The following is a 12,284-nucleotide window of genomic DNA, read 5'->3' on the forward strand; positions in this document are numbered from 1 at the left end:
GCCCATTAGTTAGGAGCCCTGCAATACTCGCTCTTGGCCGTCCCGCGGGCGGGCAGCGATGGCCTCCTACCCCGAGCTCTCGAGCAACAGAAGGAGAACGCGTGTCCGCAAGCGTGGATTTGCCCGTGATTCCGCGGCCGGTCGAGGCCGAGACACTCGAGGGGGCGCCCTTCGTCCTCGCTCCGGATGCCCGGGTCAGCGTCGCGGGCCCCGGCGCCAGCGAGGTGGCCGACCTGCTGATCGCCGAGCTCGCATCCGACTGCCGCCGCGATCTGTCCGTGGTCCACGAGCCGCCCGCGCACGGTGACATCGCCATCGTGATCGCGCCCGATGAGACGCCTGAGGAGCATCGCGCCGAGGGCTACAGCCTCGCCGTCACCGCCGAGGGCGTCAGGATCGGCGCGGCCAGCGCTGCGGGCGCCTTCTGGGGCGTGCAGACGCTCCGGCAGCTCGTGCCGGTCGAGTGCGCATCCGATCCGCTGACGATCGCGCCCGTGAGCATCCACGACCACCCCCGCTTCGGCTATCGCGGCGCCATGCTCGACGTGGCGCGCCATTTCTTCACTCCGGATGAGGTGCGCCGCTTCATCGACGCGGTCGTGCTCCTCAAGGTCAACCACTTGCACCTGCACCTGACCGACGACCAGGGCTGGCGCATCCAGATCGAGAGCTGGCCGAACCTCACCGCGCACGGTGCGTCCACCGGAAGCGACGGCAGTGCCGGCGGCTTCTACACGCAGGATGAGTTCCGCGAGCTGGTCGCGTACGCCGCCGTGCGGCACGTGACTATCGTTCCCGAGCTGGACATGCCGGGCCATACGAACGCCGCACTCGCGTCGTATCCCGAACTGAACGCATCCGGAATCGCACCGGCGCTGTACACCGGCTCGAAGGTCGGCTTCAGCACACTGTTGACCGGGGATGAGACGACGCAGCGCTTCCTGTCCGACGTCATCCGCGAGGTAGCGGCGCTGACGCCCGGCCCGTACCTGCACATCGGCGGCGACGAGTGCCTCAGCACCTCGCCCGAGGACTTCCTGCGTTTCATCGCTGATGCCGCGGCGCTGGTCGCCGCGAACGGAAAGATCCCGGCCGGCTGGCACGAGATGGGCAAGAGCGGCGACCTTCCCGTCGGCTCGATCGGCCAGTACTGGGACTTCGTCGTCCCCCGCGACACCTCTGCCGACGAGACACTCTCGTTCGTGCGCCAGGGGGCTCGGTGATCATGTCGCCGGCCGACGTCGCCTACCTCGACATCGTCTACGAAGACGGCGACCGGCTGGGCCAGGACTGGGCCGATGGCCCCACGAGCATCCAAGCCGCCTATGTGTGGGACCCGGCACGGATCGTTCCGGGCCTCGGGGATGCGCACATCCTCGGCGTCGAAGCACCCGTCTGGACCGAGACCCTCGCCACCATCGACGACGTCGAGGAGATGGTGTTCCCGCGCCTGGCCGCCGTCGCCGAGGTGGGCTGGTCGCCGGCGCCCGCCGACACCGAGGACGTGTCCGTGGCCCGCGACTTCGACACCTTCGCCGCGCGCCTGGCCTCGCTCGGGCAGCACTGGGCCGCCGCCGGCACGAACTTCCGCCGCGTGCCCGAGATCCCCTGGCGCGAATCCGTCACGGTCTAGCCGGAGCCCCGGCCGGCTCCGAATCGGCGTCGGGTTCCCACTGGTAGTGGCACTACCGGTAGTGCTACTATCAGTGCGTGATCATCTCTGAACTCGCCGACAGGTCGGGCACCGCCGCAGCCACCATCAAGTTCTACGTGCGCGAGGGGCTCCTGCCTGTCGGCGAGCGCGTCGGCGGCAATCGCACCGAGTACACCGACGAGCACGAGCACCGACTCCGCTTGATCCGGGCGATGCTCGAGGTCGGCCGGCTGTCGATCGGCTCGATCCGCCAGGTGCTCGACGCTCTCGATCGGCCGGATGCGCCGATCGCCGAGACCTTCGAGGTCGCCCAACGTGCGCTCGCCCGCACCACCGCATCCGACACCGCCGAACCGTCGACGCGCTCACTCGGGCGTGTGGACGCCCTCATCGACCGCGCAGGATGGGCGCCCGAGTGCCACGACAACGTCGGCCGCGGGATCGCCGCGCAGGCCGTCGACGCCTTCGCGAACGCCGGCTACGAACTTCCCGACAGCTACCTCGACGCCTACGCCGACGCAGCCCGCCGTGTGGCCACGGCCGACCTGATCGCGGTTGGCGAGCTCGCCGACCCCTCCGACATGGCCGAGCTCATGGTGGTCGGCACCGTGCTCGGCGACACCCTCTCCCTCGGTCTGCGTCGTATCGCGCAGGCCCAAGTCACTTCCGAAAGGCGTCTCTCATGAAGAAAGTGTTCGCCTGGCACCGCCCGTTGATGACGGTCGCCGCGCTCATGGTGCTCTGCACCGTCATCTGCCTCGTCGGCCTTCTCGTCGACCACCGCCAGGTCACCGGCGTCGACACCTGGCTCAAGCCCCTCAAGTTCTCGCTCTCGATCCTGCTCTACAGCGTCACCTGGGCGTGGCTCATCGCGCACCTCCCTCGGTGGCGGCGGGTCGCCCACGTCACCGGCACCGTGATCGCTGTCGCCCTGATCGTCGAGCAGGTGCTGATCGTCGGGGCCGCTGCCGCCGGAACCACCAGCCATTTCAACGTCTCCACCGGCTTCTCCACTGCCGTCTGGGCGGTCATGGCCGTCTCGATCACCGTGCTCTACGTGTGCACCTTCCTCACGACGATCCTGGTCTTCTTCCTGCGGCTGCCCACCCCCTCGCTGACTCTCGCCGTGCGAGCGGGCGGTCTGATCGCTCTCGTCGGGATGGGACTCGCCTACCTGATGACCGGTCCGACCAGCTCGCAGCTCGCCGACTTCCAGGGCATCGCGGGCGCACACACCGTCGGGCTCCCTGACGGCGGCCCCGGCCTCCCCTGCTCGGCTGGAGCACCGTCGGCGGCGACCTGCGCATCCCCCACTTCATCGGGATGCACGCCCTGCAACTGCTGCCTCTCTTCGCCATCCTGCTCGGCTGGATCGGCCGCCGCTGGACCTTGCTCGCCGACGACCGCACGCGCCTCGGGCTGGTGATCGTCGCGACCGCGACCTACGCCGCCGTCGTCGTCCTGGTGACCTTCCAGGCGATCGCTGGCCAGTCGATCGTGCATCCCGACGGCGTCTTCCTCGCCTCCGGATTCGCGATCGCGGTCTTAGCTCCTGCTGCGGCTGTCGCAGTGGTCGCCATGACCAACCGCACTCATCCCCGCCAACCGGCGCCGACCACCGTAGGAGCACGATGACCCGCACCTGGAACGCCCGCGCCATCATCTACCTCGTCCTCGCGATCCTCGGCCTCATCGGCACCTGGAGCTTCAACATCGTCGCGATCACCGCCCACCGCGACTTCTTCGGCGACTGGTTCGGCAGCGGACCTGCGGTCACCTCGCTCGGCATCGACCTGCTGGTGGTCGCCGTCGCCGCGATCGTCTTCATGGTGACCGAGTCCCGGCGGCTCAGGATGCGCGGGCTCTGGCTCTACCTGATCCTCATCCCGGTCGTGGCGCTGGCGTTCTCGCTGCCGCTGTTCTTGTGCGCGCGGGAGCGGCGCATCCTGGCCCGGGCATCGGCCTCAGCCGATCAGGGGTAGCCGACGAACCAGAGCAGGATCAGCGCCACCGGCTGCAGCGCGATCCCGCAGATCAGCGCGATCATCCGTGCCCGCCGGTTGTGCGTCAGTCCGGGCGCGCCAGCCAAAGGCGCGAGGGGCATGAGCAGCCGGAACAGACTCTGCTGCGGCAGGAACACCGCGAAGAGGTAGAGCGCGTAGCTGGCCGAGAACGCCACGATCTCGAGACCGAGCGCGCGCACGGACGGGCGCGTCAGCATCCAGACGAACGCCGCGATCGCGATGACGATCAGAAGCACGCCGAAGATGCTCCCGTACTTCCAAGTGAAGAGGAACCAGGGTGTCAACGGCACGAATTGAACGCGCCCGACGAATCCTGTCCACCAGGAGAGCTCGGTCTGCAGGTACGCGTTGGGAAAGCCGGTGACCGCGGATGCGATGAGGGGCCACGCGAGCCCGGCCACGCTGGTCACGAACCCGCCGACGAGCACCGCCACCTGTTGCTGCCAGGGGAACGGGATGCCCGCCCGCCGCCGCTGCACGAGTCGCACCACGTAGACCACCGCGAGCGCCAACGGCAGCGCGAGCGCCCCCGGTTTCGTAAAAGCGGCGGCCACGCCGATCGGGATGATCCACCAGTATCGCCGGGACACCATCGCCCACAGCGCCGAAAACATGAGGAAGAAGAACAGGCTCTCGGCGTAGGCGATCTGCAACACGAACGCCAGCGGTCCGAACGCGAAGAGCACAGCCGCCCACAGGCCGCTCGTCGTCCCCACTCGGGAGGCGACGAGCCGATAGAGCACGAGGGTGGCAGCGGCCCCGAAAGCCGTGGCGATGATGATCGCGGCCGGGTAGAAGCCCAAGCCCGTGACGAACATCACACCACGGACGATCCAGGGGAAGAAGGGCAGGAAGGCCCACTCGTTCTGCATGACGTTGCCGTCGGCGTCGGTGGGGATCACCGTCGGGTAGCCGTGCTCGGCGATGCGGCGGTAGTACGACGCATCCCAAGACCCGGAGAACGTGAAGAAGCTCGGGTCGGCGCGCGAGCTCGCGAAATGCCAGTCGCCGACCGACGCGGCGAAGAACAACGTGACCATGAGGGTGGTCGTGAAGACGCGCGATGCGGCGTAGACGGCAAGCACCACGATCCACCAGCGGTACTCGCGACCGGCCACCAGGATGCGTGCCCGCGGAGCGACTGACCCCTTCGGTGAGCATGCCGATTCGTTCCCTCGCGGTCATGCGACCAGTCTGCCAAACAAGCTCTGCGCGTTCATCCCAGCGTGATCGTACGCCAGTCGGATGCACTACTGCATCGGGAAGCGATCAGCATCGGGACGCGGATCAGGGGTGCCCCCATCGCGCCACACGGCGAGGGCACCCTCCTGTCCGGCCTGCCGAGGCAGGCGGCTTACTTGACGCTGCCCTGCGTGAGACCGCCGACGAGGCGCTTCTCGATGAGCATGAACAGCACCACGACCGGGATGACCGCGACGACGGACACCGCGAACACGTACTGCCAGGCGGCGTCGTACTGGCCGACGAACTTCGTGAGGGCCACGGAGAGCGGCTGGTTCCCATCCGTCGACAGGATCACGAGGCTCGCCGCGAACTCGTTCCACGACGCCACGAAGGTGTAAATGATCGCGGTGACGATGCCCGGCCACACCAACGGGAGCTGCACCCGGAAGAGCACGGTCCACTTGCCGGCCCCGTCGAGCTGCGCGGCCTCGTCGACCTCCTTCGGCACTCCGGCGAAGAAGTTGTGCATGATCCAGATCGCGAACGCCAGGTTGAAGGCGGCGTTGATCAGGATCATCGCAAGCCAGGTGTCGTTGAGTCCGAGAGCGACCATCTCCTTGAAGAGACCGGTCGCCAGCACCGTCGGCTGCAGCATCTGCGTGACGATCACCAGGAAGAGGAACACTCCTCGTCCCGGGAATCGGAACCGCGCCGTGTAGTACGCCGCAGGCACGCACACCAGCAGCACGAGCGCCGTCGCGAACACCGAGATGACGATCGTCGAGATGAGGTTCTGCGGCAGCGGCGTCTCCGGCGTCGACCACATCGTGATGTAGTTCTCCGGATGCCATTCCGTCGGCCAATATGTCGGCGGCACCGTCAGGATGTTGAACCGGCTCTTGAACGAGCTGATCAGCATGATCAGGTACGGGATCACGAAGATGAGCGCGATCACGAGTCCGCCGATCATCCGGCCGACGACGCGACCCGTGATCCTGCTCTCGCTCGGGCGGCGCTTGCGGGCGGGCCGCTGCACCGGAGCTGCGAGGGTGGTGGCCGGCGCGGTCACGAGACCTCCTTCATCGGCTTGACGATCCACAGGTAGAGGGCGACGACGACGAGCACGATCAGGAAGTTGATCACGCTGAGCGCGCTCGACAGGTCGATCCGTTGCTCGCCCTGCAGGAGCTTGAACACATAGGTCGTCGTCGTGTCCGCCTTATAGCCGGGGATGGACCCGGTCATCAATTTGAGGATCGGGAGCGAGTTGAACACGTTGATGATGTTGATCAGGCTCGCCAGCGCGATCGCGTTGCGGAGGTTCGGCAGCGTGACGCCGAAGTAGGTGCGCACTGCGCCTGCCCCGTCGACCTTCGCCGCTTCGAGCATGTCCCCTGGGATGCCCGCGAGACCGGCCAGCAGTGTGTACGTCGTGAACGGCAGCGACACGAACACCGCGATCGCGATCGACGAGAGGAACGCCGGCACCGGCTCCTTGGTGAACCCGAACGGCTCGGCCAGTATGTGCACGTCCACCAAGAACTTGTTGATGATGCCGTAGAACGGGTCGAGCCCGTACACGAACACCGTCGTCGTCATGACGACGCTGGCTGCCCACGGGATCAGGATCGCCATGCGCACCCACTGACGGCCGGGGAAGTTCTTGTTGAGGAACTGCGCCAGCGCCAACGAGATCACCACGGTGATCACGACGACCGAGACGACCCAGAGCAGGGTGTTGAACAGGATGCCCGGCAGCTCGGGCCGAGACAGCACGGTCACGTAGTTGGCGAAACCGACCGAACCGTGGTCGATGCCCGCCACCGAGATCTTGCGGGTCGAGTTGAAGATCATGTAGCCGGCGGGGAAGAGCACGACGCCGAAGATCAGGATGAGCGCCGGCAGCGTCCACGGAACCGCGCGGGCGAGGTCGGACGCGCCGGCGCCCGGTGGGCGGCGAGCCGGTTGGCCGCCGCCGCGCACCCCGGAGCGGAGGCGGCTGGTCGCCGCCTCCGCCGAGGTCGATGCTGGATCGATGGTGTGACTCATACTGTGCGGACTACTGACCGTCGGCCTTCGCCTGGATCGCCTTCAGCAGGTCTGCCGGCGCCGCTCCCTGGCCCAGCTGACCGATCTGGGTCTGGATGGCGCCCTGTGCGGCGGTCCAGTTGGGGTTGGTCGACGGGTAGAATTTCGCGTCGGGCAGCAGGTCGAGGAACGGCTTGATGGTCTCGTTCGAGGCCATCTCCTCCGCACCCGACTTGGTGGTCGGCAGGAAGCCCTCAGCGGTGACCCACTTGGAGTAGACGTCCTTCGAGTAGAAGTAGTCGAGGAACTTCTTGATCGAGGCGGTCTTGTCCGTCTTGTTCTTGAAGGCCATCAGGTGGTCGGCGACACCGAGAGTGAACGACGAGCCGTCCTTGGTCGGGATGGGCGCGATGCCGTAGTTGAGGCTCGCGTTCTTGTCCTTGATCTGGCCGACTGTCGGCGGGAGGCCGACCTGCATGCCGATCTGACCCTGCACGAAGACGTTGAGCAGCGGGGTCCGGTCGGTCGAGCCTGCGTTGGCCTCGGTCAGACCCTTGGTGATCAGGTTCTGCATCTCGGTCGCTCCCGCAACGTTCTCGGGGGTGTCGATCGTCAGCTTCTTTGCGTCACCGTATCCGCCGCCGGCCCCGTAGAACCAGATCGCGGTCTCGGCCTGAGCTTCCTCACTGCCGAGCGGCATGCCGTAGCCGATCGCGCCTGAGTCCTTGATCTTCTGGGCTGCAGCCTCGAGCTCGGCCCAGGTCTTCGGCGGAGCGGAGACACCGGCCTTGGCGAAGATGTCCTTGTTGTAGAACAGGGCGCGGGCGGATGCGATGAACGGCAGACCGTACTGGGTGCCGTCGATGCTCGCGTTCTTCGCGAACGCCGGCTGGAAGTCGTCCAGCGTCGCCTTGGAGACGATGTCCTTGGCCGGGTAGAGCAGGTCGTCGGAGGCGAACCCGGCGAAAGCGTCGATGTTCAGGATGTCCGGCTGCTTGCCGGCCTGCACCCGCGTCTTGATGACGTCGTTGATGTCGTTCCAGGACTGCACGTCGAGGCTGACCTTGATGCCGCTGTTCTTGGCCTCGAAGTCCTTGATGATCTGCTGCCACTCGGACTTGGTGTTGTCGGAGTAGCTGGCGACCATCAGGGTGAGCGACTTGTCGTCGCCGGACGAGTTGCTTGACCCGCCGCCGAACCCGCACGACGCGAGCGTCATCGTGGCCACAGTGGCGGTCGCGATCGCCGCGCCCCATCGCAGAGACTTCTTCATTGACTTCCTCACTCTCGGATGAAACGGACCGTCACGGCAAGGAACATTGTGCGCAACGGTGCGTCTGGGATGATGCTTTGTGATTCGTTCTGCGAACAAACAAACATTTGCATTCAGTCGATGCTCGAATCATTGCGCGCCCGCCCGTATCCGTCAAGCGCGGGGCATTACATCGTTACAAGGCATTTACATGCGGCGCGCCTAGCGGACACACAGCGGCAAATAACGATTGAAGATGATTACTAGACAGGTATATCGCTCATAAGCGATCATTGAGTCATCACCGCGAGACAGGAGACGGATCAGTGACGGATCGATCACACCTCGGAGCGCACATGGAAGCCGAGTTGCGCTCCCAGCCGGAGACCTGGGCGCGCGCCGTCGAACTGCGCACAGAGCAGAAACTGCTCCCGGCCGCGGGCGCGCGCATCGCCGTCGTCGGCTGTGGAACCTCGTGGTTCATGGCCCAGTCTTATGCCGCCCTGCGCGAGACGGCCGGTCTCGGTCAGACCGACTCGTTCGCCGCATCCGAAGCCTTCGTCGACCGCGACTACGACGCGATCGTCGCGATCACCCGCTCGGGCACCACGACCGAGGTGCTCGAACTGCTCGCCCAGCTCCGCGCATCCGGAAGCCGTGCTCGAACGATCGGGATCGTGGGCGACCCGGAGACACCGCTGGTCGATCTCGTCGACGACGTCGTGAAGCTGCCGTTCGCCGATGAGGAGTCCGTCGTGCAGACGCGGTTCGCGACGACGGCGCTGGCGTTCGTCCGCGCCTCTCTGGGCGAGAACCTCGATGCGGCGATCAGGGATGCGTCCCTCGCCGTCGACGAGGAACTCGCCGAGCCGCTCGTCACCGCCGACCAGTACAGCTTCCTCGGCACGAACTGGACCGTCGGCCTGGCGCACGAGGCCGCGCTGAAGATGCGCGAAGCGTCACAGTCATGGACCGAGTCGTACCCGGCGAAGGAGTACCGCCACGGCCCGATAGCGATCGCAGCGCCCGGCCGCGTCACCTGGATGTTCGGCGACGCCCCCGAGGGACTCGCCGGGGATGTCGCCGTCACCGGCGCGCACTTCGAGAACTCGTCCCTCGATGGTCTCGCCGACCTCATCCGCGCGCAGCGGGTGGCTCTCGCCCGCGCCCGCCGCTTCGATCTCGACCCGGATCGCCCCCGCAACCTCACGCGATCTGTCATCCTGGCCTCGTGAACTCACTGTCGTCCACCGCTGCCGGCGCCGAACTCGGTGCCGGCGGCGCCGTGCTCGCCTTCGACGTGGGCGGCACGGACATGAAGGCCGCCCTCATCGACGGGGAGGGGCGCATCCGTGCCCTCGAACGTCGGCCGACCCCGCACGACGGCGAACGCACCGCGGATGCGGTCGTCGCCGCCGTGGGCGAGTTCGCGGCCAGATTCCGCGGCCAGCATCCTGACGTCGAACCGCTGGCTGCCGGGCTGCTCGTGCCCGGACACGTGGACGACGAAGCGGGCGTCGGAGTCTTCTCCGAGAATCTCGACTGGCGGGACTACCCGTTCCGCGATCGCGCGGAGGCGACGATCGGGCTCCCCGTCTCCTTCAGCCACGACGTGCGCGGCGCTGGCGAGGCCGAGCACCGGCTCGGTGCGGCCGCACCCTTCAACGATGTGGTCGTGATGGCCATCGGCACCGGGATCGCCGGCGCCATCTTCATCGACGGCAAGCTGTATGCCGGTGGCGGCATGGCCGGCGAGATGGGCCACTCCCGGGTTGCCGACGGCCCTGCCTGCGCCTGCGGCGGTGTGGGCTGCCTTGAAGCCGTTGCGTCGGCCGCCGCCATCGCCCGCCGCTATACCGCTCGCACGGGCATCCCGATCGCGGGCGCGAAAGAAGTGCTCGACCTCGCGCAGAGCGGCGATCAGGATGCGGTGGCCATCTGGGAGAGCGCGCTCGACGCGCTCGCCCTCGACCTCTCGCACACCGTGGCCCTGCTGGCGCCCGAGGCGATCGTCATCGGCGGAGGCCTGTCCCAGGCCGGTCCGGCGCTCTTCGAGCCGCTAGCCGCCAAGCTCGACGCCATCCTGACCTTCCACCGCCGTCCGCTCCTGCTGCCGGCGAGCATCGGCGAGAATGCGGGGGTGATCGGCGCTGCCCTTCGTGCCCGCGACCTGCTTGACGCTGACATGTCTGCGGCGCGTCCCGCTGCTTCTGCGTCTGCCGCCGCTCCCGCTGCCGAGAGGGCCTCCGCGTGATCCTCACCGTCACCGCCAACCCCGCGATCGACCTCACCTACCGGGTCGACGCGCTCGAGGTGGGCGAGACGCACCGCGTCGCGGCTCCCGCCTCACGTGCCGGCGGCAAAGGGATCAACGTCGCCCGTGTCATCGCCCAGACCGGTGGGCATGCCTTCGCCCTGACCACCGCGGGCGGCCCGACAGGCCTCGAACTCGTGAACGACCTCCTCGCCGGCGGCGTGCCGCACGAGGTCGTCCCGGTCGCAGCCCCCACCCGAAGCAGCGTCGCCATCGTCGACACCGGCAGCGGGCTCACCACCATCTTCAACGAGACCGGCGCGGCGCTCAGCGATGCCGAGTGGGACGCGTTTCGGGATGCGGTCGAACGCCTCGCGATCCCGGCCACCTGCATCGTCGGCTCTGGCAGTCTGCCCCCGGATGCGCCGGCTGACTTCTACGCGCGGCTCGTGGCGCTCGCGACCGCCCACGGCATCCCGAGCATCGTGGATGCGATCGGTCCGGGCCTGCTCCTTGCCGCCGAGGCTGGCGCGACGGTCCTCAAACCCAACCGTCGCGAGCTCGCTGAGAGCACCGGCGAATCCGACCCGATCGTCGGCGCCGAGCGCCTGCTCGCGCTCGGCGCCCAGCTGGTGCTCGTCTCCCTCGGTGAAGAGGGGATGCTCGCGGTCGGCACCAGCGCATCCGGAGCCCGCGAAGTGCTCAGCGCCCGACTCCCCCAACCGCTGCACGGCAACGCGACCGGAGCCGGGGATGCGGGGGTCGCCGCCGTGGCGAGCTGCCTCGCCGCAGGCATCACCGACCCGGCCCCGATTCTGCGCCGGGCGACAGCTTGGTCGGCGGCCGCCGTTCTCGCTCCGCTCGCCGGCGAGCTCGACCCCTCGTACCCGGAGCTGGAGTCCCGGCTCGTCTTCTCGTCCTGATCCACCACCACCTGGTCCACCACCACCACCTGATCCACCACCACCGTCCGCCACTCACGATCACGAAGAAAGTCACCCGATGCCGCTCGTCCCCACCGCCGACCTTCTGCACGCCGCCGCTGCCAACCGCACGGGCATCGGCGCCTTCAACGTGATCCACCTGGAGACGGCGGAAGCGCTCGCCACCGCGGCCGAAGACGCCGGCCTGCCGGTCATCCTGCAGATCTCGCAGAACTGTGTCGCCTACCACGGAGGCCTCGAGGCGATCGCGCGAGCGACCCTCGCCATCGCCGCCGGATCGCAGGCTCACGTCGCCGTGCACCTCGACCACGCCGAAGACGAGGAACTCACCCGGCAGGCGATCGACCTCGGATTCGGGTCCGTCATGTTCGACGGGGCCAGGCTCGACTACGAGGGCAACGTCGAGGCGACCGTGCGCGTCGTCGAGTACGCCCACGCCAACGACGTGCTCGTCGAAGCCGAGCTCGGCGAGATCGGCGGCAAAGACGGCGCCCACGCCCCGGGAGTGCGCACCGACCCTGACGAGGCGCGACGATTCGTCGACGAGACCGGAGTGGACGCCCTCGCCGTCGCGGTCGGCAGCTCGCACGCGATGACCGAGCGCACCGCATCCCTCGACCTCGACCTGATCGGCCGGCTGCACGCCACCGTCCCCGTTCCCCTCGTGTTGCACGGCTCGTCCGGCGCATCGGATGAGACGATCGTGTCGGCGATCCGTTCCGGCATCACCAAGGTCAACGTCTCCACCCACCTCAACGGCTTCTTCACGGATGCCGTGCGCCGATTCCTGGCCGAGCATCCCGAGGTCGTGGACTCGCGCAAGTACATGCGCGAAGGACGCGCCGCGGTGACGACGGAAGCGGCCAGGCTGCTCGCACTGTTCGCGGTGTCTGGGCCGGCAGACGGTGCCGCCAGGTGACGAAACTGACGAGAACGCCTCCAC

Annotated in this window: 14 protein-coding genes; 10 read left to right on the forward strand and 4 right to left on the reverse strand. The window is 67.6% G+C overall.

Annotated elements, in window-relative coordinates; translation table 11 throughout:
- Positions 1–101 precede the first annotated feature (101 nt).
- The 6 genes from ACQ86A_RS16475 to ACQ86A_RS16500 all read left to right on the forward strand — a co-directional run bounded on the left by ACQ86A_RS16475 (position 102) and on the right by ACQ86A_RS16500 (position 3,636).
- On the forward strand, positions 102–1,223 hold the full coding sequence (locus tag ACQ86A_RS16475) for a beta-N-acetylhexosaminidase (RefSeq protein WP_431278032.1): 1,122 nt from the start codon (positions 102–104) through the stop codon (positions 1,221–1,223).
- A gap of 2 nt (positions 1,224–1,225) precedes the next feature.
- Entirely contained in the window at positions 1,226–1,633 is a 408-nt protein-coding gene (locus ACQ86A_RS16480; RefSeq protein WP_431280469.1) for a family 20 glycosylhydrolase, read from the forward strand.
- A gap of 77 nt (positions 1,634–1,710) precedes the next feature.
- Complete coding sequence (locus ACQ86A_RS16485; protein WP_431278033.1) at positions 1,711–2,340, forward strand: MerR family transcriptional regulator; 630 nt, start codon at positions 1,711–1,713, stop codon at positions 2,338–2,340.
- Positions 2,337–3,080 (forward strand): hypothetical protein, encoded by a 744-nt coding sequence (locus ACQ86A_RS16490; protein ID WP_431278034.1) that lies wholly within the window; start codon positions 2,337–2,339, stop codon positions 3,078–3,080. The genes ACQ86A_RS16485 and ACQ86A_RS16490 overlap by 4 nt, the downstream gene beginning before the upstream one ends.
- Positions 3,077–3,289 carry a hypothetical protein gene (locus ACQ86A_RS16495; RefSeq protein WP_431278035.1) on the forward strand — a complete coding sequence of 71 codons (213 nt, stop codon included), beginning with the start codon at positions 3,077–3,079 and terminating at the stop codon, positions 3,287–3,289. Before ACQ86A_RS16490 ends, ACQ86A_RS16495 begins: the two co-directional genes overlap by 4 nt.
- Positions 3,286–3,636, forward strand: a complete 351-nt coding sequence (locus ACQ86A_RS16500) for a DUF2834 domain-containing protein (RefSeq protein ID WP_431278036.1) — start codon at positions 3,286–3,288, stop codon at positions 3,634–3,636. The genes ACQ86A_RS16495 and ACQ86A_RS16500 overlap by 4 nt, the downstream gene beginning before the upstream one ends.
- Here ACQ86A_RS16500 and ACQ86A_RS16505 read toward each other — a convergent pair.
- The 4 genes from ACQ86A_RS16505 to ACQ86A_RS16520 all read right to left on the reverse strand — a co-directional run bounded on the left by ACQ86A_RS16505 (position 3,627) and on the right by ACQ86A_RS16520 (position 8,164).
- Positions 3,627–4,796 carry a hypothetical protein gene (locus tag ACQ86A_RS16505; protein WP_431278037.1) on the reverse strand — a complete coding sequence of 390 codons (1,170 nt, stop codon included), beginning with the start codon at positions 4,794–4,796 and terminating at the stop codon, positions 3,627–3,629. The two genes, ACQ86A_RS16500 and ACQ86A_RS16505, sit on opposite strands and share 10 nt — an antisense overlap.
- A 236-nt stretch (positions 4,797–5,032) precedes the next feature.
- Complete coding sequence (locus ACQ86A_RS16510) at positions 5,033–5,932, reverse strand: carbohydrate ABC transporter permease (RefSeq protein ID WP_431278038.1); 900 nt, start codon at positions 5,930–5,932, stop codon at positions 5,033–5,035.
- Positions 5,929–6,912, reverse strand: coding sequence for a carbohydrate ABC transporter permease (locus ACQ86A_RS16515; protein WP_431278039.1), 984 nt, complete (start codon positions 6,910–6,912; stop codon positions 5,929–5,931). Before ACQ86A_RS16515 ends, ACQ86A_RS16510 begins: the two co-directional genes overlap by 4 nt.
- A gap of 10 nt (positions 6,913–6,922) precedes the next feature.
- Positions 6,923–8,164 carry an extracellular solute-binding protein gene (locus tag ACQ86A_RS16520; protein ID WP_431278040.1) on the reverse strand — a complete coding sequence of 414 codons (1,242 nt, stop codon included), beginning with the start codon at positions 8,162–8,164 and terminating at the stop codon, positions 6,923–6,925.
- Between the two features lie 335 nt (positions 8,165–8,499).
- Between ACQ86A_RS16520 and ACQ86A_RS16525 the strand changes: the two genes are divergently transcribed.
- From ACQ86A_RS16525 to ACQ86A_RS16540, 4 genes are all read left to right on the forward strand, one after another.
- A complete protein-coding gene (locus ACQ86A_RS16525) occupies positions 8,500–9,378 on the forward strand; it encodes an SIS domain-containing protein (protein ID WP_431280470.1) in 879 nt (292 codons plus the stop codon).
- Positions 9,375–10,397: an ROK family protein gene (locus tag ACQ86A_RS16530; RefSeq protein WP_431278041.1), complete on the forward strand. Its 1,023-nt coding sequence runs from the start codon at positions 9,375–9,377 to the stop codon at positions 10,395–10,397. The genes ACQ86A_RS16525 and ACQ86A_RS16530 overlap by 4 nt, the downstream gene beginning before the upstream one ends.
- Positions 10,394–11,320, forward strand: coding sequence for a 1-phosphofructokinase family hexose kinase (locus ACQ86A_RS16535; RefSeq protein ID WP_431278042.1), 927 nt, complete (start codon positions 10,394–10,396; stop codon positions 11,318–11,320). Before ACQ86A_RS16530 ends, ACQ86A_RS16535 begins: the two co-directional genes overlap by 4 nt.
- A gap of 79 nt (positions 11,321–11,399) precedes the next feature.
- Positions 11,400–12,260, forward strand: a complete 861-nt coding sequence (locus tag ACQ86A_RS16540; RefSeq protein ID WP_431278043.1) for a class II fructose-bisphosphate aldolase — start codon at positions 11,400–11,402, stop codon at positions 12,258–12,260.
- The last annotated feature ends 24 nt before the right edge of the window (positions 12,261–12,284 follow it).

Origin of the sequence: Leifsonia poae (assembly GCF_050632195.1) — a bacterium.
In the GTDB taxonomy this organism is placed as follows: Bacteria; Actinomycetota; Actinomycetes; order Actinomycetales; family Microbacteriaceae; genus Leifsonia; species Leifsonia poae_C.

What these genes read in the sequence shown, in the direction of transcription:
- ACQ86A_RS16520 (WP_431278040.1), bottom strand. Translation starts at nt 8,164, where the DNA reads ATGAAGAAGTCTCTGCGATGGGGCGCGGCGATCGCGACCGCCACTGTG.
- ACQ86A_RS16480 (WP_431280469.1), top strand. Translation starts at nt 1,226, where the DNA reads ATGTCGCCGGCCGACGTCGCCTACCTCGACATCGTCTACGAAGACGGC.
- ACQ86A_RS16515 (WP_431278039.1), bottom strand. Translation starts at nt 6,912, where the DNA reads ATGAGTCACACCATCGATCCAGCATCGACCTCGGCGGAGGCGGCGACC.
- ACQ86A_RS16490 (WP_431278034.1), top strand. Translation starts at nt 2,337, where the DNA reads ATGAAGAAAGTGTTCGCCTGGCACCGCCCGTTGATGACGGTCGCCGCG.
- ACQ86A_RS16540 (WP_431278043.1), top strand. Translation starts at nt 11,400, where the DNA reads ATGCCGCTCGTCCCCACCGCCGACCTTCTGCACGCCGCCGCTGCCAAC.
- ACQ86A_RS16500 (WP_431278036.1), top strand. Translation starts at nt 3,286, where the DNA reads ATGACCCGCACCTGGAACGCCCGCGCCATCATCTACCTCGTCCTCGCG.
- ACQ86A_RS16525 (WP_431280470.1), top strand. Translation starts at nt 8,500, where the DNA reads ATGGAAGCCGAGTTGCGCTCCCAGCCGGAGACCTGGGCGCGCGCCGTC.